At 71.9% G+C, this 18,698-nt stretch carries 20 protein-coding genes; 11 read left to right on the top strand and 9 right to left on the bottom strand.

The genetic code is table 11. The features are described 5' to 3' along the window. Window positions 1–64 precede the first annotated feature (64 nt). Window positions 65–1,465: a hypothetical protein gene (locus OG210_RS07995; protein ID WP_371540214.1), complete on the bottom strand. Its 1,401-nt coding sequence runs from the start codon at window positions 1,463–1,465 to the stop codon at window positions 65–67. Window positions 1,466–1,750: 285 nt separating this feature from the next. Continuing rightward, entirely contained in the window at window positions 1,751–2,194 is a 444-nt protein-coding gene (locus tag OG210_RS07990) for a DUF2000 domain-containing protein (protein WP_328335597.1), read from the bottom strand. 169 nt (window positions 2,195–2,363) lie between these two features. On the opposite strand from OG210_RS07990, the gene OG210_RS07985 reads away from it, so the two are divergent. Further along, complete coding sequence (locus tag OG210_RS07985) at window positions 2,364–3,200, top strand: helix-turn-helix domain-containing protein (protein ID WP_371535502.1); 837 nt, start codon at window positions 2,364–2,366, stop codon at window positions 3,198–3,200. On the opposite strand, the gene OG210_RS07980 is transcribed toward OG210_RS07985, so the two are convergent. Next, on the bottom strand, window positions 3,193–4,035 hold the full coding sequence (locus tag OG210_RS07980) for a transglutaminase-like domain-containing protein (protein WP_328331083.1): 843 nt from the start codon (window positions 4,033–4,035) through the stop codon (window positions 3,193–3,195). The two genes, OG210_RS07985 and OG210_RS07980, sit on opposite strands and share 8 nt — an antisense overlap. Window positions 4,036–4,052: 17 nt before the next feature. Then, window positions 4,053–5,123: a GNAT family N-acetyltransferase gene (locus OG210_RS07975; RefSeq protein ID WP_371535499.1), complete on the bottom strand. Its 1,071-nt coding sequence runs from the start codon at window positions 5,121–5,123 to the stop codon at window positions 4,053–4,055. A gap of 113 nt (window positions 5,124–5,236) precedes the next feature. Here OG210_RS07975 and fdxA point away from each other — a divergent pair, with 113 nt between their 5' ends. Beyond that, on the top strand, window positions 5,237–5,557 hold the full coding sequence (fdxA, locus tag OG210_RS07970) for a ferredoxin (protein WP_164267011.1): 321 nt from the start codon (window positions 5,237–5,239) through the stop codon (window positions 5,555–5,557). 174 nt (window positions 5,558–5,731) lie between these two features. After that, the gene (gene dapC / locus OG210_RS07965) at window positions 5,732–6,832 is read left to right on the top strand and encodes a succinyldiaminopimelate transaminase (RefSeq protein WP_328331087.1); all 1,101 of its coding nucleotides are present in this window, start codon (window positions 5,732–5,734) and stop codon (window positions 6,830–6,832) included. A gap of 100 nt (window positions 6,833–6,932) precedes the next feature. Here dapC and OG210_RS07960 read toward each other — a convergent pair whose 3' ends face one another. Continuing rightward, window positions 6,933–7,349: an ATP-binding protein gene (locus OG210_RS07960; RefSeq protein ID WP_328331089.1), complete on the bottom strand. Its 417-nt coding sequence runs from the start codon at window positions 7,347–7,349 to the stop codon at window positions 6,933–6,935. Between the two features lie 309 nt (window positions 7,350–7,658). After that, a complete protein-coding gene (locus OG210_RS07955; protein WP_328331091.1) occupies window positions 7,659–8,606 on the bottom strand; it encodes a heavy metal transporter in 948 nt (315 codons plus the stop codon). A gap of 39 nt (window positions 8,607–8,645) precedes the next feature. On the opposite strand from OG210_RS07955, the gene dapE reads away from it, so the two are divergent. Then, window positions 8,646–9,725, top strand: a complete 1,080-nt coding sequence (dapE, locus tag OG210_RS07950; protein WP_328331093.1) for a succinyl-diaminopimelate desuccinylase — start codon at window positions 8,646–8,648, stop codon at window positions 9,723–9,725. 67 nt (window positions 9,726–9,792) lie between these two features. Further along, window positions 9,793–10,548: a TIGR00730 family Rossman fold protein gene (locus tag OG210_RS07945; RefSeq protein WP_328331095.1), complete on the top strand. Its 756-nt coding sequence runs from the start codon at window positions 9,793–9,795 to the stop codon at window positions 10,546–10,548. A gap of 108 nt (window positions 10,549–10,656) precedes the next feature. Here the strand turns inward: OG210_RS07945 and folP are convergent, their stop codons facing one another. Then, entirely contained in the window at window positions 10,657–11,517 is an 861-nt protein-coding gene (folP, locus tag OG210_RS07940) for a dihydropteroate synthase (protein WP_328331097.1), read from the bottom strand. Window positions 11,518–11,657: 140 nt separating this feature from the next. Between folP and OG210_RS07935 the strand changes: the two genes are divergently transcribed. Beyond that, on the top strand, window positions 11,658–11,987 hold the full coding sequence (locus OG210_RS07935) for a DivIVA domain-containing protein (RefSeq protein WP_371535493.1): 330 nt from the start codon (window positions 11,658–11,660) through the stop codon (window positions 11,985–11,987). Then, window positions 11,984–12,577 carry a DNA-3-methyladenine glycosylase I gene (locus OG210_RS07930; protein WP_328331099.1) on the top strand — a complete coding sequence of 198 codons (594 nt, stop codon included), beginning with the start codon at window positions 11,984–11,986 and terminating at the stop codon, window positions 12,575–12,577. The genes OG210_RS07935 and OG210_RS07930 overlap by 4 nt, the downstream gene beginning before the upstream one ends. A gap of 81 nt (window positions 12,578–12,658) precedes the next feature. Here OG210_RS07930 and OG210_RS07925 read toward each other — a convergent pair whose 3' ends face one another. After that, the gene (locus tag OG210_RS07925) at window positions 12,659–13,459 is read right to left on the bottom strand and encodes an enoyl-CoA hydratase-related protein (RefSeq protein ID WP_328331101.1); all 801 of its coding nucleotides are present in this window, start codon (window positions 13,457–13,459) and stop codon (window positions 12,659–12,661) included. 318 nt (window positions 13,460–13,777) lie between these two features. Between OG210_RS07925 and OG210_RS07920 the strand changes: the two genes are divergently transcribed. Next, complete coding sequence (locus OG210_RS07920) at window positions 13,778–13,945, top strand: DUF3117 domain-containing protein (protein WP_003966491.1); 168 nt, start codon at window positions 13,778–13,780, stop codon at window positions 13,943–13,945. A 115-nt stretch (window positions 13,946–14,060) separates the two neighbouring features. Here OG210_RS07920 and OG210_RS07915 read toward each other — a convergent pair whose 3' ends face one another. Next, entirely contained in the window at window positions 14,061–14,726 is a 666-nt protein-coding gene (locus tag OG210_RS07915; RefSeq protein ID WP_327295425.1) for an O-methyltransferase, read from the bottom strand. 127 nt (window positions 14,727–14,853) lie between these two features. Between OG210_RS07915 and sigE the strand changes: the two genes are divergently transcribed. The 3 genes from sigE (at window position 14,854) to OG210_RS07900 (ending at window position 18,631) form a co-directional block, all read left to right on the top strand. Next, entirely contained in the window at window positions 14,854–15,627 is a 774-nt protein-coding gene (gene sigE, locus OG210_RS07910) for an RNA polymerase sigma factor SigE (protein ID WP_328331103.1), read from the top strand. Further along, complete coding sequence (locus OG210_RS07905; protein ID WP_328331105.1) at window positions 15,624–16,535, top strand: zf-HC2 domain-containing protein; 912 nt, start codon at window positions 15,624–15,626, stop codon at window positions 16,533–16,535. Before sigE ends, OG210_RS07905 begins: the two co-directional genes overlap by 4 nt. A gap of 1,016 nt (window positions 16,536–17,551) precedes the next feature. Continuing rightward, the gene (locus OG210_RS07900; RefSeq protein ID WP_371535486.1) at window positions 17,552–18,631 is read left to right on the top strand and encodes a S1C family serine protease; all 1,080 of its coding nucleotides are present in this window, start codon (window positions 17,552–17,554) and stop codon (window positions 18,629–18,631) included. Window positions 18,632–18,698: the final 67 nt, after the last annotated feature.

Below are 18,698 nucleotides of genomic sequence, written 5' to 3'. Positions count from 1 at the left end.
GCTGTTCCGCCGCGTCGTGGCCGGGTGCGACGGTGCGACGGTGGAACAGCCCCTCACCCGCGACTCAGTGAGCCGGGGTGCGCCGCTCGTACACCGTCACCCTGCGTCCGCGGTCCTGTTTGTCGGCCACGGGCCTGAAGTACTTCCGCAGCACGGCGGTCTTCGTCCTGTCCCGTGCGCCCGCCACCGGTTTCGCCACCTCCGGTGAGTCCGTCACCAGCAGGATCCACTGCTGGGCCAGCATCGCCGTACGTATCCGGCCGGGGTCGGCCTCCAGGCCCTTCAGCGTCCCGGACTCCTCCGGGCTCTGGACCAGAGCTATGTCCTGCAGCCCCGAAAAGGCGCTCGGGGAAACGGACTTGGTGTCCCGGCGCGCCGACGGGACGAAGAGCACGGCGTTCCCGGTCTGCTTCAGCCGCTGTACGTCCGACGCCACCGCCAGGACGTCGTCCACCCGGCTCGACGGGGACCGCTTGGCCAGCGACTGCGGCAGCAGTGCCACCATCGCCACGGCGATCACCGCGGGGAGGACCCACGACGACGCTCTCGGGTGCCGGGGCCTCACCGCCCGTACCGCCGAGCCGATGCCCGTACCGATCAGCAGCGCGAGACCCAGCAGACTGAAGAGGATGTACCGGTCCAGGAACAGCGGCTGGATCAGCGAGAGACCGATGAGGCCGATCTGCGGCACCGCCAGCAGCGGCAGCCCGACGGCTGTCACCGACAGTCGGCTCGCCCGGGGCCGGTCGAGGAGTACGCAGGCTCCGCCGATCAGCAGCAGAATCGCCGGGCCGATCAGCATGTGCCAGGTCAGCGGCGGTATCCAGGACACCTGTGCGGACTGGCCCCGGCTGAAGAGGATCAACGGCAGCACACAGACCGTGGCGGCCGCTGCGGCGGTGACCCAGCGTGTCCACACCGTGCGGCCGGCCCGGCTCCAGGCCAGCGTCGCCATATGTGCCGGGAGGATCATGAGCGAGAGCCAGTTGAGGAGCCCGCCCAGCAGGACGGTGCCGCCGTAGACAGCCCAGTACGCCGCCCTGCCCCGCCCCTGGAGCAGCGTCACGAGTAGCGCTGTGGAGATCCCGGCCCCGGCCGCGACCAGTGCGTACGGCCGTCCCTCCTGGAGGTAGAACTGCACGGCCGGAAGCAGCCCGAAGGCCATCCCGCCCGCCAGGCCCGCCCACATACCGGCCAGCCGGCGGCCGACGACCGCCACGCACGCCGCCGCCACGCCGGTGGCGAGTACCGAGGGCAGCCGCAGCGTTGTGGTGCTGGGTCCGAAGCACTCGAACAGCAAGTGCATCAGGAGGTAGTAGCACCCGTGGACGACGTCGACGTTCCCCAGCATGTGCCATATCTCGGCCGTGGAGCGCTGGGCGACCTGCCAGGTCGCGGCCTCGTCCCGCCACAGACTGTCCTGTCGCGACAGGCCCCACAGGCCAAGACAGAAGGTCCACAGCATCGGTATCGACCAGACGAGAACGCGGCGACGGTCCGGGCTGCTCGGAGCTGCGGCGGACGCCGGTCCGGCCTCCGGGACGCTGGGCGACGAACGCGATATGTGGGCAAGGGACATGAAGGAGGGCTCCCGGAGCGGCTGCGGCACAGGGCGGAGGGTGAGCGCCGCGAAGGCACCTCCCCGGTACGAATCGTAAGCACTTGCGATATTCGCCTGTGCGGCCCCTGTGATGACAACCCCCGGACGCCGTCCGGCGGATGGTCGGTACGGACCGGAGAAGCGGAGCGGCTACGGGTGCATCCGGGCGCCCTTCAGCACCTTGTCCACCGCGTTGCGCGGTCCGTACACGGCAAGCCCCACCAGATCGAGCTGGTCACGCCCGACCGCCCGGACCGCCGCCCGGTTGTCCCGGTCGTTGCCCGTACGGAACAGGTCGCGGGTGAAGACGGCCCGGGGGAGTGCGCGGGACAGGGCCCGGGAGTGCGCGGTGGTCAGCGTCCGCCCGGCGCCCTCGAAGACCAGCACGGGCTGCCGGAACATCGGCAGATAGGCGGTGTCGTCGGCGTCGGCGTACGGTGCGCCGATCACCTCGGGGACCGTCGGGCCGAGGCCGCTGACCAGGAAAGCGGTGACATTCAGCCGCTGCCAGGTCTCCAGGTCCTCGTGCAGCAGTACGGCGATCTTGGTGTCGAAGCGGACCGGTGCGCCGTCGCGGGCGCTGCTGCCCGCCAGGCCGTCGGCGGCAGGGCCGGGGTCGGGGACAGCGTGGCCGAGGGCAGCGTGGCCGGGGACAGGGCTGTCAGCGGCGGCGGGGGCGGGAGGGTTGTGGCCGGGGGCGGTCTCGGTTCTCATGCTCCGAGACTGCCGAGTGGTCCCGCGCACCGTCTTGTACGTTCTTTGCATGGTGTCCGGGCCGGAGGTCTCCGCGTGGCGCCCGCCCGTGGCGGGTGTCGTGGAGGTCTTCCACGCCCACTTCACCGAGCACGCCTACCCGATGCATGTCCATGACGCCTGGACGCTGCTGATCGTCGACGACGGGGCGGTGCGGTACGACCTCGACCGCCATGAGCACGGCACCCCGCACGACACCGTCTCGCTGCTGCCTCCGCACGTGCCCCACAACGGTTCGCCCGCCACCCCGCGCGGCTTCCGCAAGCGGGTGCTCTATCTGGACATGACGCAGCTGGACGCCGGGTACATCGGCGCCGCCGTCGACCGGCCCGACCTCGTCGACCCGGTGCTGCGCAGCGGCGTCGGCCGGCTGCACACGGCCCTGGCCTCCCGGGGCGACGAGCTGGAGGCGGAGAGCCGGCTGGCCCTGATCAGCGAGCGGCTGCGCGGACACCTGCGGCCCGGCACCGCGGCCCGCCGCCGGGAGGACGACGGCAGGTCCGTCGCGTACCGGCTGCGGGAGCTGCTCGACGAACGGCTGGTCCAGGGGGTGACCCTGCAGGAGGCCGCCGCAGAGGTGCACGCCCACCCCGCCCATCTGGTACGGGCGTTCAGCGGCGCCTTCGGTATCACCCCGCACCAGTACCTGACGTCGCGCCGGGTGGACCGGGCCCGGGGGCTGCTGCTCGAAGGGCAGCGGCCCGGCGAGGTGGCCGTGGCCACCGGGTTCTACGACCAGTCCCATCTGAACCGGCACTTCAAGCGCGTCGTGGGCATCGCGCCGGGCCGCTACGCCCGTAACGGACCGGCCTCATCCGGACGAAAGGAAGGGGCCACCGTCAGTTGAGCATCGCGCGGGCCGACCTCGCCCGTCCGCGTACCGCCTCGGCCGCTCCCGGGTCGACCGCCGCGACCATCTCCGCGTACTCCTCCATCTCCACCGCGCCCCGCACGAAGTCGCCCCGCTCGACCAGGAGCTGGGCGTGCTCGTAGCGCAGCCGCGCCGGGTGGGCGGGCAGCAGCAGGGAGAGTTCGATGGCCCAGAGCTGGACGTCCGTGCGCTCCGGGCGGGCCGCCGCCCAGGCGCGGATGTTGTTCAGGACCCGCAGGATGATCTCCAGTGGGCCCGCCGGGGCGAGCATGGACGGGTCGAAGGGCGCCCCGGTCGCCCCGGCAACCAGGGCGCCCGCGTCCTCGCCGCTCAGCAGCCGGCCGCCCCCGAAGGGATCCACGAGCACCTGCTCGTCCGGCGGGCCCGACGGATCGCCGAAGCCGACCACGAAGTGGCCCGGCAGAGCCACCCCGTACACCGGGGCCCCGGCCCGACGCGCCACCTCGGTCCACACCACCGAGAGCAGGATCGGCAGCCCGCGCCTGCGCCGCAGCACCTCGTGCAGCAGTGAGGACTCCAGCCGCTGGTAGTCGGCCGCGCCCCCTCTGAAGTCGTGCTGTACGCCGAGGAGTTCGCCGAGCGCCACGGCCCAGTCACGGGCTCCGGTCACCCCGAACGGCACCATCCCCGCCAGCCGGTCCAGTTCGATCTGCGCCGTGTCGATGCCGTCCTGGCCGAGCGAGGGATCGGCCTCGGTGCCCACCAGCAGGCACAGCAGGGCGAGATCGGGCCGCTCGGCGCGGGCCTCCTCGGCGAACTGCTGGCGCCAGTCGGTGGATTGCTCGTCCATATCGCTCTCGTACCCGCCTATGCCGTGGGGATGTGCCGGTAGTGGTGGTAACCGTGGTGGGTCCGGAAGCCCATACCGTCGTAGAGCGCACGGGCCCCGGCGTTCTCCTCCTCGACCTGGAGCCAGGCCGCCGAAGCGCCCTCGTCGAGCGCCCGGCGGGCCAGCGCGGTCATGACGGCGCTCGCCAGCCCCTGGCGGCGGGCCGCCGGGTCCACCTCCACCGCCATGAACCCCGCCCACCGGCCGTCGACCACACAGCGGCCGATCGCCACGGGCACCCCGCCGGGACCGGCGACCGAGGCGAACCAGGTCGAAGGACCGCTGCCGAGCACCTTCAGCACGGCCGGGTACGGGGTCGTGAAGCGCTGGTAGCGGGCGAGCCAGGACGCGTCGCAGGACCGGGAGAGCGTGACCCGGGAGACCGTGTCCTCCAGCGGGCGGGCCGGATCGCCGAGCGGGGCCAGCGCCCCGATCCTGACCAGCGCGCTCACCTCGCGGGTCCAGCCGCGCTCATCGAGGGCGGCGGCGAGCAGTTCCTGGGTGCCCTCGTTCCCGGTGGCGACCTGGATGTACGCGGGCAGGCCGCGCTCCGCGTACCAAGTGGTCACCCGCTCCAGCGCCTCGTCCAGCGGCCGGCCCGGATCGCCGAGCGGCAGTACGGAGTTGGCGCGGCGGGTGAAGCCCTCCCGTCGCCCGGCCTCCGCCCCCCGACGACGCGCTTCGCGCGGCGCCTCATCGACTGCGGCCCGCAGCTGCCAGTCGCCGAGCTGTTCGCTCTCCACCGGCTGCCAGGCGCGGGCCGTCGCGCGCGCCAGTTCGGGGAAGGTCGCCGACGGGCCGCGCCTGCGCGCGGGCGCCGATGGCACGACTTTTCCGGCCACGAGCGCCGATTCCGGGATGCGGACCGACACGCCCGACCGCTGTGTGATGGACAGCACACCCGCGTCCCATGATGTGAGAACACCCACCGTGTCGGTGAACTTCGCACCTGGTGCGGCCTCGTTGGCCAGCTGCCTGACTGATACCCGTTTGCCCACGTCAACAGGTGTAATTCGGACCTCGAGCCGTCCGCCGGTAGTGAATTCCACAGCTCTCTCCGCCCCTCCTGTTCGGATCGCGCCCAGGAACGGAGATACTAGGTGCGGGCATCGACGACGCCGCGCTCCCGCGCAGAGCAGCCCTACCGAGGAGGAACGACAGCGTGACTTACGTCATCGCGCAGCCTTGTGTCGACGTCAAGGACAAGGCGTGCATCGAGGAGTGCCCCGTCGACTGCATCTACGAGGGCTCCCGGTCCTTGTACATCCACCCGGACGAATGCGTCGACTGTGGTGCCTGTGAGCCGGTCTGTCCGGTGGAAGCGATCTTCTACGAGGACGACACCCCGGAGGAGTGGAAGGACTACTACAAGGCGAACGTCGAATACTTCGACGAGCTCGGCTCGCCCGGTGGCGCCTCCAAGCTCGGCCTGATCGAGCGCGACCACCCCTTCATCGCGGCGCTGCCTCCGCAGAACGGCTGACCCCGTAGCGACCCGGTCCCGTACGGCACTCTTCGCCGTACGGGACCGCGGCATTTGCTGTGGAGGCCGGTCTGTCCGGGGCTGCCGTGCACCCCACGGCGCCCCGGCCCGCGCAGCCCAAGACCGCGCGGTTCCACGCCCGCGCAGCTCCGTACGTACGAGAAAGTGAAGCCCGTGTCCGCACTCTCATCGCGCCTCCCCGCCTTCCCCTGGGACAAGCTGGAGCCGTACAAGGCGACGGCCGCCGCCCACCCGGACGGCATCGTGGACCTCTCCGTCGGCACACCGGTCGACCCGGTCCCCCTGATCGTGCGCGAGGCGCTCGTCGCGGCGGCGGACTCGCCGGGGTATCCCACGGTGTGGGGGACCCCCGCGCTGCGCGACGCGATCAGCGGCTGGTGCGAGCGCAGGCTCGGCGCGCGCGAGGTCGCACACACCAACGTGCTGCCCGTCGTCGGCTCCAAGGAGCTGGTGGCCTGGCTGCCCACGCAGCTCGGCCTGGGGGCCGGTGACCGGGTGGCGTACCCGCGGCTCGCCTACCCGACGTACGAGGTGGGCGCGCGGCTCTGCGGCGCGGAGCCGGTCGTGTACGACGACCCGACGGAGCTGGACCCCGAGGGGCTCAGGCTGCTCTGGCTCAACTCGCCGTCGAACCCGACCGGCCAGGTACTCGGCCGCGACGAACTGGTCCGGACCGTCGCCTGGGCGCGGGAGCACGGCATCCTGATCGCGAGCGACGAGTGCTACTTCGAGCTGGGCTGGGAGGCCGAGCCGGTCTCCGTGCTCCACCCGGATGTCTGCGGCGGTACGTACGAGGGTCTGATCGCCGTCCACTCGCTCTCCAAGCGCTCCAACCTGGCCGGTTACCGTGCCGCGTTCATCGCGGGCGACGCCGCCGTACTCGGCGAGCTGCTGCAGATCCGCAAGCACGGCGGGATGATGACGGCCGCGCCCGTGCAGGCCGCGGTGGTCGCCGCGCTCGGCGACGACGCCCATGTGACGGAGCAGCGGGCGCGGTACCTGGCCCGGCGCACCGCCCTGCGGACCGCGCTGGAGGCGCACGGCTTCCGGATCGAGCACAGCGAGGCCAGCCTCTACCTGTGGGCGACCCGCGACGAAGAGTGCTGGGACACCGTCGCCCACCTCGCGGAGCTGGGCATCCTGGTGGCGCCCGGTGACTTCTACGGAGCGGCGGGCGAGCGCTTCGTCCGCGTCGCGCTGACGGCCACGGACGAGCGGGTGGCCGCCGCGGTGAAGCGGCTGGGCGAGAAGTAGCCCGCCGGCGGTAACGGTCCGTACGTGGCAGGGGCCCCGGGGAGTGAGCTGTGAACTCCCCGGGGCCCCTGCCTGTCGGCCGAGTGCTGTCGGCCGATTTCTACTGGCCGAGCGGCAGGCCGCCGACCGGCAGCTTGCCCGCGGACGGCAGGGTGCCGCCGGCGCTCTGCGCGGTGCCGCCGACCAGGGTGCCTGCGGTGCCCGCGGTGTCGCCGGCGGCCTTCTGGGCGGCCGGAGCGGCGGTCTTGCCGACGGCGCCGACCGTCCGGCCTGCGGCCGGGACGGTCTTCTTGACGGCCTTGCTGCCGGTGTCACCGGCCATACCGGTGGTGGTCCGGGCCGCACCGTCGACGGAGTTGCCCAGGCCGGCGCCGTCGAGTGCGGTCACGCCGCCCAGGTTCGGGGCCTGCGGGAGTTCCGCGGCGCTTGCGACGCCGGCCGCACCGACCACGGGGGCTGCGCCCGCCGCGATCAGCAGCGCGGTACGGGCGATCCGACGGGTCAGGGAGAGGGACATGGTGCTCCTTGAGCGGGAGGGGACGTGACTGTCCGGCGTTCGGACGCTGTGACAACCGCTCGGGGGGAGGGGGAAGTTGCGGTGCACCAAGGTAAAGAGTCTGCAATGCGTCGCATTATCGGTTTCGGATAAAAACGGACAAACGGTGGCTCGCCGGCGAGGCTGCTGAACCGTCACTCCCCTTGGCCCCCATGGGGTCACCGGAGAACGGGCGAGGGCGCCCGGAGGGGGCGCGAAAGACGTTCCCGGCGGGCCGGGGGAGCCGCTTCCGAGTGAGGGCCCGTGCGTCTGTACGGATCGCTTCCGGCGCTATTTCGTGAGGGTGATACGGACTTCGGCGGCGCCCTGGCCGGCACTCCGCCCCGTCGAAACGGCCTGCGTGGTCTCCGTCCTGCGCCAGGGTGCGTGGCTCGTCGCCGCGGTCCACTCCTGGCCCGCGTAGGAGACCTGCTGGATGTGGAGCGCGGCCGAGTTGGCCACCGCCCAGTACGCCAGCTCCCAGCCGCGCTCCTGGACGGACCCGGCACCGGGCCCTCCGACGGCCCGCGCCGTGGTCGTACTGACCGGCAGCCGCACCTCCGACGGCGCTGACGGCTGCGCCGGCTTCCCGGCGGGCAGCACGCCGCCCCCGAAGTCCCGCTTCAGCGCGGCGCGCACCGCGGCCGGATCACCCGCCACGCTGCTCTTCGTCGCCGCGCAGGAGAACGAGGCGGGCGCCCGGCCGGTCAGCGCGGCCGCGAGCAGCTCGGCGTCCGGCTCGTGCTTCGCGTACGCCTGCGGGAAGCCGCTGCGCTGCACCTCCTGCGCGGCGACCGTCAGCGGCAGCCGCGAGTAGCCGGGGATCTTCCCCAGGTGCTGGTAGAACTTGCCGGCCGCGTAGACCGGGTCCATGACCTGCGCGGCCGTGCCCCAGCCCTGCGACGGCCGCTGCTGGAAGAGGCCGAGCGAGTCACGGTCGCCGTGGTCGAGATTGTGCAGCTCCGACTCCTGGATCGCGGTCGCCAGCGCGATGGTCACCGCGCGCTCCGGCATTCCGCGCGAGGTTCCCACTGCCGAGATCGTCGCCGCGTTGACGGCCTGCTCGGGGCTGAGCCGATAGCTGCTCCCGTTGCCGGCCTGCGCAGTGCAGCGCGGGCCGCTGCTGCCACCGCTGATGTACTGCACCAGGACATAGCCCGCCAGCGCCAGCAGCACGGCGAGGGCGGCCACGATCCGGAAGAAGCGGCCGCGGCGTGGCGCGGCGGAGGGCTGGGGCACGAGGCCCACCGTACTGGAGCCCGGGTTAGGGTCGGAGCCATGTCAGAGACCCCGCTTGACCTCGCACTCGACGCCCCGGCCCTGACCGCACAGCTGGTCGATTTCCCGTCCGTGAGCGGCACCGAGAAGCCGCTCGCCGACGCGGTGGAGGCGGCGCTGAGGGAGCTGCCGCACCTGACCGTCGACCGGTACGGCAACAACGTCGTCGCCCGGACGCACCTCGGGCGCGCCGAGCGTGTCGTGCTGGCCGGACACCTCGACACCGTGCCGATCGCGGACAACGTCCCGTCGCGGCTCGACGAGGACGGCGTCCTGTGGGGCTGCGGAAGCTGTGACATGAAGTCGGGCGTGGCGGTACAGCTGCGGATCGCCGCGACGGTGCCCGAGCCCAACCGGGACCTCACCTTCGTCTTCTACGACAACGAAGAGGTCGCGGCCGAACTCAACGGCCTCAAGCACGTGTCCGAGGCGCACCCCGACTGGCTCGCGGCGGACTTCGCCGTCCTGCTCGAATCCTCCGACGGCGAGGTCGAGGGCGGCTGCCAGGGCACGCTCCGGGTCATCCTGCGCACCAAGGGCGAGCGCTCCCACTCGGCACGCGCCTGGATGGGGTCCAACGCGATCCACTCCGCAGCCCCGATCCTGGCGAAGCTGGCCGCGTACGAGCCGCGCAGGCCGGTGATCGACGGCCTGGAGTTCCACGAGGGCCTCAACGCCGTACGGATCGAGGGCGGCGTGGCCAACAACGTCATCCCGGACGCCTGCACGGTAGTGGTCAACTTCCGTTACGCGCCCGACCGCAGCGAGGAGCAGGCGCTGGCGTACGTGAAGGAGTTCTTCGCCGGCTGCGACATCGACGAGTTCATCGTCGACGACCACACCGGCGGCGCGCTCCCCGGCCTCTCGCACCCGGCGGCGGCGGCCTTCATGGCGGCGGTCGGCGGCGAGGCCCGCCCGAAGTTCGGCTGGACGGACGTCTCGCGCTTCAGCGCGCTCGGCGTTCCCGCGGTGAACTACGGCCCCGGCAACCCGCTGCTCGCGCACAAGCGCGACGAGCGGGTCGACATCACGAGGATCTCGCAGACCGAGGAGCGACTCCGTTCCTGGCTGACTGCCTGAATTTCCCCGTGCGTCACATGTGCGGACCTAGGCTGTCGGGACACGTACAGCGGAGAGGGAGCACAACATGGGCAACCCTGAGGGAGCACCGGCGCCGGAGGAACAGCGGCTCGGCCCGGTGGTGCGCCGCCGGGACCAGGTTCAGCCCGGCACCACCGACCAGCGGCTGCTCGACACCACGGAGAAGGGCCCGGCCGACTGGCTGCACACCGACCCCTGGCGGGTCATGCGCATCCAGTCGGAATTCGTGGAAGGCTTCGGCGCACTGGCCGAACTGCCCAGCGCGATCAGCGTCTTCGGGTCGGCCCGTACCCAAGCGGGTTCGCCGGAGTACGAGGCGGGGGTACGGATCGGCCGCGCGCTGGTCGACGCGGGCTTCGCGGTGATCACCGGCGGTGGCCCCGGCGCGATGGAGGCGGCCAACAAGGGCGCCAGGGAGGCCAACGGCGTCTCGGTCGGGCTCGGGATCGAGCTGCCCTTCGAGCAGGGCCTCAACCAGCACGTCGACATCGGCGTGAACTTCCGCTACTTCTTCGTCCGCAAGACGATGTTCGTGAAGTACGCGCAGGGCTTCGTGGTCCTGCCGGGCGGTCTCGGCACCCTGGACGAGCTGTTCGAAGCATTGACCCTGGTCCAGACCCGGAAGGTGACCCGGTTCCCGATCGTGCTCTTCGGTACGGAGTACTGGGGCGGGCTGGTCGACTGGCTGCGCGGGACGGTGGTGGGCCAGGGCAAGGCGTCGGAGCACGATCTGATGCTGTTCCACCTCACGGACGACGTGGACGAGGCGGTGGCCCTGGTGACCAAGGAGACCGGGCTGTAGGCGCGTTCTCCCGATCGCCGACCGCCGCCAAGGCCTCTCGTCCGGATCACGCCCTGTCGTCCGGATCATGCCGGGCTCGCAGGCCCGGCATGATCCGGACGAGAGGTGCTAGGCGAGCCCCCGCCGCGCCACCGCCGGCGCCCGGTGGCCCGCGATCGTCGCCACCATGTCCAGCACCTGCCGGGTCTCGGCCACTTCGTGCACCCGGTACACCTGCGCCCCCAGCCACGCCGACACCGCCGTCGTGGCCAGCGTCCCGAGCAGCCGTTCCTTGACCGGCTTGTCGAGCGTCTCGCCCACGAAGTCCTTGTTCGACAGGGAGACCAGAACCGGCCACCCCGTCGCGGTCATCTCGTCCAGTCTGCGGGTGGCCTCCAGCGAGTGCCGGGTGTTCTTCCCGAAGTCGTGGCCGGGGTCGATCATGATCCCGTCCGGCCTGACGCCCAGCGAGACGGCCCGCTCCGCGAGGCCGACCGTGACCCGCAGGATGTCGTCCATGACGTCGTCGTACGTGACCCGGTGCGGCCTGGTGCGCGGTTCGGCGCCGCCCGCGTGCGTACAGACCAGGCCCGCGCCGAACCGGGCGGCGACAGCGGCCAGTTCAGGATCGACCCCGCCCCACGCGTCGTTCAGCACATCCGCGCCCGCCTCGCACACCGCCGCACCGACGTCGTGGCGCCAGGTGTCCACGCTGATCACCACATCGGGGTGGCGGCGCCGCACCTCGGCGACGAATCCGACCGTACGCCGGGCCTCCTCCTCGGCCGTCACCTCCTCGCCGGGGCCCGCCTTGACCCCGCCGATGTCGATGATGGCCGCCCCTTCGGACACCGCCTGCTCCACGCGGGAGAGCGCCGGCTCGTCGCGGAAGGTCGCTCCCTGGTCGTAGAACGAGTCCGGGGTCCGGTTCACAATCGCCATGATCACCGGTTCGTGTGCGTCGAACTCGCGCCGTCCCAACCGCAGCATCCGTCTGTTCCTCACCCTCTGAGTTCACCCGCTGAGTCGCCTGCGACCCTAACTGCCGACCGAGGGGCGGGCCGTAACGGCCAGGTGCGCATGGCACGATCGGACCCGGACGGTTCCGTTATCCGGGGAGAGGCTCACTCGTGTTCTGGTTCTTGCTGATCGCGATGGTCGTGGTGGTCGCCGCGGTCACCCTCGCGGTGATCGGCGGCGGTGACGACGCCGTACTGTCCGACGTTTCCCCCGAACTGCCCGTCGATCCGCTGCCCGCCGCACGCCCGGTCGGCCGCGCGGACATCGAGGCGCTGCGGCTGCCCATGGTGGTGCGCGGCTACCGGATGTCCGACGTGGACGATGTACTGGGCAGGCTGGGCGCCGAACTGGCCGAGCGCGACGCACGGATCGCCGAGCTGGAAGCAGCGCTCGCCGGTGCGCGGGCCGCTGCCGTCAACGACGAGGACCCGGGGCGATGAGTTCGGACGCCGTCCCGGGAGCCGACGGGAAGCTGCGCTGCCCGTGGGGGGTGTCCACCGGGGACTACGTCGAGTACCACGACAACGAGTGGGGCCGCCCGGTCCACGGCGACGACGCCCTGTACGAGCGGCTCTGCCTGGAGGCGTTCCAGTCGGGGCTCTCCTGGATCACCATCCTGCGCCGCCGCGAGGGGTTCCGTAAGGCCTTCTCCGGGTTCGCCATCGCCGAGGTGGCCGCGTTCACCGGCGGAGACCGGGACCGGCTGCTCGCCGACCCCGGGATCATCCGCAACCGCGCCAAGATCGACGCGACCCTCGCCAACGCCCGTGAGCTCGCGGGCTGGGAGCCCGGCACACTCTCCGAGCTGATCTGGTCGTACGCCCCGGATCCGGCCACCCGCCGGGCGCCCCGCCGCATCGCCGACATCCCGGCGGTGACAGCGGAGTCCACGGCGCTGGCCAGGGAGCTCAAGAAACGCGGCCTGCGCTTCATCGGCCCGACCACGGCCTACGCCCTGATACAGGCGTGCGGCCTGGTCGACGACCACCTGGCGGACTGCTTCGCCCGGCGGGCCCCCGCGGGCGGCTGACGCGCGGGGGCGGGCGATCCGCGTCGGCGGGCTGACGCGGGCGGCTGATCCGCACCGGCAGCCGACCCGCACCGGCGGTGCTCAGCGCCCCAGATACCGCGGCTTCGTCTTGCCGACGAAGGCCTCGACCGCGATGAGGTGGTCCTCCGACGCCCCCGCACGCGTCTGGAGTTCGTCCTCCTTCTCCAGCGCCTCGCGGAGCGGGTGGCCGGCCCCGTAGGCGAGGGACTCCTTGATCGCGGCGTACGCGACCGTCGGGCCGTCGGCGAGCGCGCGGGCCACGGCCAGTGCCTCCGACGCCAGATCGGCCTCCGGCACCAGCTTGTTGGCGATGCCCAGCTCGTACGCCTCCTGCGCGCCGAACGAGCGCGGGAACAGCAGCAGATCGGCCGCGCGGCTCTGGCCGATCAGCCGGGGCAGCGTCCAGGAGACGCCCGAGTCCGCGGTGAGCGCGACACCCGCGAACGAGGTCGTGAATTTCGCGGTGTCGGCCACGACCCGGTAGTCGGCGGCGAGCGCGAACCCGAGGCCCGCCCCGGCGGCGACGCCGTTGACCCCGGCCACGACCGGCTTCGGCATCTCCGTGAGGGCCCGCACGATGGGGTTGTAGTGCTCCTGCACGGTGGACATGGTGCGCCCGGTGCCCGCCTCGCGGTCGGCCGTCAGCGAGGAGATGTGCTCCTTGAGGTCCTGCCCGACACAGAAGGCGCGCCCGGTGGCGGTGAGCAGTACGGCCCGTACCTCGGAGGCCGCCGCCGCGGTCTGCACCGCGTCGCGCAGCGCGACCTTCGCCTCGGTGTTCATCGCGTTCATCGAGTCGGGACGGTTGATGGTGACCGTCGCGAGTCCGTCGGTCACCTCGTAGAGCACGGTGTCCGCCATGGGGCCCTCCACTGCTGGATGTCGGCTGCTGATGGTGCTGATTCGTCGTCCGCAGCTCAGCATGCCGGAGATCATCGGCGGCGAACATGTGACCTGCGTCAAACAATGCTGGTCAAGAATGGTGGACGAGGCGGCGCAGTATCGCAGGGGGAACGCCGAATTGAGTGGTTTTGGGGAAGTGCGTTGCGCAAGCGATGCAGACCGATGTTGGTCATCGGGTCCTGGGATGCGGGATAATGGCTGGGAAGCAATATGTTCGATGCCGGTGACACCTGGGTTGTCGGCTGCGATGAGCTGGTTTCAGGAAGGGGAACGAGCATGGCGGCCATGAAGCCGCGGACGGGCGACGGCCCGCTCGAGGTGACCAAGGAGGGGCGGGGCATCGTCATGCGCGTTCCGCTCGAAGGCGGCGGACGACTCGTTGTCGAGCTGACTCCGGACGAGGCCGATGCACTCGGCGACGCGCTGAAGAAGGTCGTCGGCTGACGCGGACGCCCCCAATGTTCTCTCCACTGCCCCGGCTCCGGCCGGGGCAGTGGTGTGAGGGGCTCTGAAATCTGTACTTTCCGGGGCTGCCGCTCTTTCCGGGGCCGCCGCGCGGTCAGGCCAGGCGTACGGCGCAGAGCAGCCCGTCGCCGACCGGGAGCAGCGAGGGCAGCAGTTCCTGGCTCTCGCGGACCGTGCGCAGCAGGTCGCGCAGGTGCAGCACTTCGGCGGGCTGGGCGGCGGAGTCGACCGTGCGGCCGTCCGCGAAGACCCCCTCGAAGCACACCAGTCCACCGGGCCGCAGCAGGCGCAGCGATTCAGCGAGCACATCGAGCGACTCCAGCCGGTCGCCGTCGCAGAACACGAGGTCGTACCCGCCGTCCGCGAGGCGCGGCAGTACGTCGAGGGCGCGGCCGGGGATGAAGCGCGAGCGGTTCGCCGCGAAGCCGGCCGAGCGGAACGCCTGCCGGGCGAAGCCCTGGCGCTCGGGCTCCGGGTCGACGGTGGTCAGCACGCCGTCCGGCCGCATGCCCTGGAGCAGATAGATGCCCGATACGCCGGTGCCCGTGCCGATTTCGGCCACCGCTTTCGCGTCCGTGGTGGCGGCGAGCAGCCGCAGCGCCGCACCGGTGCCGGGCGAGACCGAGGGCAGGCCTGAGTCGCGTGCCCGGTCGCGGGCCCAGCGCAGGGCTTCGTCCTCGGCGACAAATGCGTCGGCGAAGGCCCAGCTGGTCTGCCGGTTGGCGGTAATGGCCCTCTCCTGTCCCCGTAGTTGGCGCACTCGTGACTGTATCCGCTGCGCCCGGGAACCCGCAGATGGGACCGGGCGTTGTAGGAGGGCAGGGGGGATGCGGATGTACGAGGATTCCGGCAATCAGTCTTATCCGGAGCTAACGGGCGAGGTGGCTATGGTAGGGGTTCCACTGGACACCACCAGAGCCGACAGGGGAGGTGCGGCTGCGCCCGTGGATCGGGGAGGAGTGCTGCGGCGCTTTCTCAGGTCGGCGGGTGAGCCGAAATCCGTGACCGACATTGCTGACAGCTCCAGCGCTGCTGACTCCGTACAGACCGCGACCTTCGCCTCAGACGCGGACGCGCAGACATGGACTCCGCCCTCGTGGGAGGAGATCGTCAGTACGCACAGCGGCCGGGTCTACCGGCTCGCCTACCGCCTGACCGGCAACCAGCACGACGCCGAGGACCTCACTCAGGAAGTCTTCGTCCGCGTCTTCCGCTCGCTGTCGACGTACACCCCGGGCACTTTCGAGGGCTGGCTGCACCGCATCACCACCAACCTCTTCCTGGACATGGTCCGCCGCAAGCAGCGGATCCGCTTCGACGCCCTCGGGGACGACGCGGCCGAGCGGCTGCCGAGCCGTGAGCCGTCGCCGCAGCAGGTCTTCCACGACACCCACTTCGACGCGGACGTCCAGCAGGCGCTGGACACCCTGGCTCCGGAGTTCCGTGCGGCCGTGGTCCTCTGCGACATCGAGGGGCTGTCGTACGAGGAGATCGCCGCGACGCTGGGCGTCAAGCTCGGCACCGTACGCAGCAGGATCCACCGCGGCCGCTCCCACCTGCGCAAGGCCCTCAAGCACCGTTCGCCCGAGGCCCGTCGCGCAGAGCAGCGCGCGCTGGCCGGGGTGGCACCCGGCCTGGACGGAGAGGATGGGACCGCGTGAGTGGATCCAGTCCGACCCCGGCCGAGCAGCACCTCGGGGACCGGCTCGCCGCACTGGTCGACGGTGAGCTGAAGCACGACGCCCGCGAGCGGGTGCTCGCGCACCTGGCCACCTGTGCGAAGTGCAAGACCGAGGCCGACGCGCAGCGCCGGCTGAAGAGCGTCTTCGCCGAGACCGCGCCCCCGCCGCCCTCCGAAGGGCTGCTCGCCCGCCTCCAGGGACTGCCCGGCGGGCCCGGCGGCGACCCCGGTCAGCGCGGACCTCTCAGCGGCCGCTTCGCCGACGAGTTCTTCGGACCCCGGTCGTCCGACGGGCGCCCGTCGGACCCCCGGATCGACACTTTCGGCTATGTGCCCGTCGGACCGCACGCCACCACGATTCCGGACGGTGGCCCGGTCGGCGGATTCCGGGTGCACCCCGTGGGCCGGAGCGATCAGGAGCGGTCGGCCTGGCGCGGACGGAGATTCGCGTTCGCGGCCGCCAGCGCGTTCTCGCTGGCCGCCATCGCGCTGGGCGGCACGCTGCCGTTCGACGGCGCGGAGTCCCCGGTGTCGCACACCGACGGCCCGCCCAACAACGTGACACCGCTGAGCGCCACGGACCCGGTCGGCATCGGCGCGGCCCTGCACCGCCGCCGCACCGGCGACGGCGCCCAGCCGGCCAACAGCGGGCGGGCCCCGGTTCTGCCCACCGCCTTCGCCGGGCGGCACTCGACGTCCGCATCCGGCGCCCGACAGTCGCTGTACTCGCTCACGACGCCCCTGGTCACCGTCTCGTCGCTGTCCGCCGTACGCCCCCCGATGGCGGCAGCCACCCCGCCCGCGCAGTCGAGCCCCACAGCCACGCCTCCGGCGGTTCTGCCGGCAGCTCCGGGCGCCTCGGGTCTGCCGGCTTCCGCCGGGCACTGAGCGGGCTCCGGCACCTGGAAACCTGGTTGAATCCCTGAAAGGCTGCCCGTCACAGGGCACGCGGAGCGCGGGGCAGGTGCGGGGAGAGCATGGACGACGGGAAGCCCACCGGGCCGGACGTCAACTGGTGGAGCGAGCCCGCGGCGGGACATCCTGCGCAGGGACACCTCAAGCAGGGACATCCGGCGCCGCCACCATCCCCGCAGCCGGGCCTTCCGCCGGAACTGCCGCAGGGCACACCGCCGTTGCCGCCGCGGCCGGCCGACGGGACTTCGGCCGGTGCCGTGGCAGGACACATACCCGGGGCCCTGGCGGGACACATATCCGGGGCCGGATCGCCCCTCCGCGAGCTGCTGCCCCAACCCCAGCCGCCGTCCCAACCCCGGCCCGAGCCGCTGCCCGAGGCACCGCCCCAGGACGAGCCGTCGTCCGGGTCTCTGCCCGAGCTGTGGTCCCGGGTCCAGCCCGAGTCCCGGGCCCAGCCGCTGCCGTCGGCCCGCCCGCTGCCTCTGGCCGAGCCCCCGGCACCTGCGGAGACCCCGGCGGGCGGTACTCACGCGCCGCCCGTACGGAGCGAAGGCCCTGCCGGTCGCCCACGGCCCCTGCATGACCCCGACCCCTACGGCACCCCGCCCTACGGTGGTCCGGGCCCCTGGGCCCCCGCACCGCCCGTCCAGCGGCCCGTCCCCACCCCCGCAGGCGGCACTCCCGTCCCACCGCCCTACACGGGTGCCGCGCAGCCTCCGCAGCACCACACACCGCAGGCGCACCATCAACCCCTCCCACCACAGCAACCGCACCACCCACACCCGGCACAACAGCCGCAGTACTCACAGCAACCGCACCAGCCACAGCAACACCACCCGCAACCACCGCACCAACCGGTACAGCACCCCGCCCAGTTCCCCGTACAGCAGCCCTCGCCGTGGCTGCGCCACGACCCGTGGGGCACGTCCCCGTCACCGCCTCCGCCGCCCGTCGGCGAGAAGCGGCACCGGCGGCGAGCGGTCGTGGTCATGGTGGTGGTCGCGCTGGTCACCGGTGTCATCGGCGGCGGTCTCGGCGCGTACTCCGTGCTGAACGGCTCGTTCTCGGACGTCCGGCTCCCGCAGGCCGGCAAGGAGAGCCCCGCCCGTGCGCCGGGCACCGTGGCGGGGATCGCGGCGAGCGCGCTGCCCAGCGTGGTCACCCTGCATGTGAGGGGAAGCGCCCAGGCGGACACCGGTACCGGCTTCGTCCTCGACCGCGATGGACGCATCCTCACCAACAACCACGTGGTCGAACCCGCCGGCTCCACCGGCGACATCACCGTCACCTTCAGCAGCGGCGAGACCGCCAAGGCCCAGGTCGTCGGCCGGGACAGCGGCTACGACCTGGCCGTGGTCAAGGTCACCGGGGTCTCCGGGCTCACCCCGCTGCCGCTGGGCAACTCCGACAACGCGCAGGTCGGCGACCCGGTCGTCGCCATCGGTGCGCCCTTCGACCTCCCCAACACGGTGACCTCCGGCATCATCAGCGCCAAGGACCGCCCGATCACGTCGAGCAGCGGGAAGAACGACGGCAGCGACGTCAGCTATGTCGACGCGCTCCAGACCGACGCCCCGATAAACCCGGGCAACTCGGGTGGCCCGCTGGTCGACGCCAGGGCCCGCGTCATCGGCATCAACAGCGCCATCCGCGCCGCCGACGGCAGCTCGGACTCCGAGAGCGGCCAGGGCGGCTCGATCGGGCTCGGGTTCGCGATCCCCATCAACCAGGCGAAGCGCGTCGCCGAGGAGCTCATCAACAACGGCAAGGCCGCGCACCCCGTGATCGGTGTCACACTCGACATGAAGTACGCGGGTGACGGCGCCCGGGTGGCGGACCGGGCGAACGACGGCGGCCCGGCAGTGGCGGCGGGGGGCGCGGGGGCCGCGGCCGGTATCAAGCCGGGGGACATCGTCACAGGTGTGGACGGTGAACCGGTGCACAGCGCACCCGACCTGATCGTCAGGATCCGGGCACACCGGCCGGGCGACAAGCTGGCCCTCACCGTCCGCCGGGACAGCCGGGACCGGCCTGTGACCTTGACTCTTGGATCGGCCGACGGCAGATGAAAGACCGGTGGAAGGTACCGTCCGGACGTCTTCGCCGGGTACCGTGGTCGGGGCCCGGACCACACCC

It is taken from the genome of Streptomyces sp. NBC_00466, assembly GCF_041433995.1.
Lineage (GTDB): Bacteria > Actinomycetota > Actinomycetes > Streptomycetales > Streptomycetaceae > Streptomyces.
Note: the sequence above shows the minus strand (reverse complement) of the source record. Positions and strands in the feature narration are given on the sequence as shown.

Bases quoted from the DNA above. Each gene is read 5' to 3' on its own strand.
- OG210_RS07995 (WP_371540214.1), bottom strand. From the start codon at position 1,465: ATGCTGTGGACCTTCTGTCTTGGCCTGTGGGGCCTGTCGCGACAGGAC.
- OG210_RS07985 (WP_371535502.1), top strand. From the start codon at position 2,364: ATGGTGTCCGGGCCGGAGGTCTCCGCGTGGCGCCCGCCCGTGGCGGGT.
- OG210_RS07980 (WP_328331083.1), bottom strand. From the start codon at position 4,035: ATGGACGAGCAATCCACCGACTGGCGCCAGCAGTTCGCCGAGGAGGCC.
- OG210_RS07960 (WP_328331089.1), bottom strand. From the start codon at position 7,349: ATGTCCCTCTCCCTGACCCGTCGGATCGCCCGTACCGCGCTGCTGATC.
- dapE (WP_328331093.1), top strand. From the start codon at position 8,646: ATGTCAGAGACCCCGCTTGACCTCGCACTCGACGCCCCGGCCCTGACC.
- OG210_RS07945 (WP_328331095.1), top strand. From the start codon at position 9,793: ATGGGCAACCCTGAGGGAGCACCGGCGCCGGAGGAACAGCGGCTCGGC.
- folP (WP_328331097.1), bottom strand. From the start codon at position 11,517: ATGCTGCGGTTGGGACGGCGCGAGTTCGACGCACACGAACCGGTGATC.
- OG210_RS07930 (WP_328331099.1), top strand. From the start codon at position 11,984: ATGAGTTCGGACGCCGTCCCGGGAGCCGACGGGAAGCTGCGCTGCCCG.
- OG210_RS07925 (WP_328331101.1), bottom strand. From the start codon at position 13,459: ATGGCGGACACCGTGCTCTACGAGGTGACCGACGGACTCGCGACGGTC.
- OG210_RS07920 (WP_003966491.1), top strand. From the start codon at position 13,778: ATGGCGGCCATGAAGCCGCGGACGGGCGACGGCCCGCTCGAGGTGACC.
- sigE (WP_328331103.1), top strand. From the start codon at position 14,854: ATGGTAGGGGTTCCACTGGACACCACCAGAGCCGACAGGGGAGGTGCG.
- OG210_RS07900 (WP_371535486.1), top strand. From the start codon at position 17,552: ATGGTGGTGGTCGCGCTGGTCACCGGTGTCATCGGCGGCGGTCTCGGC.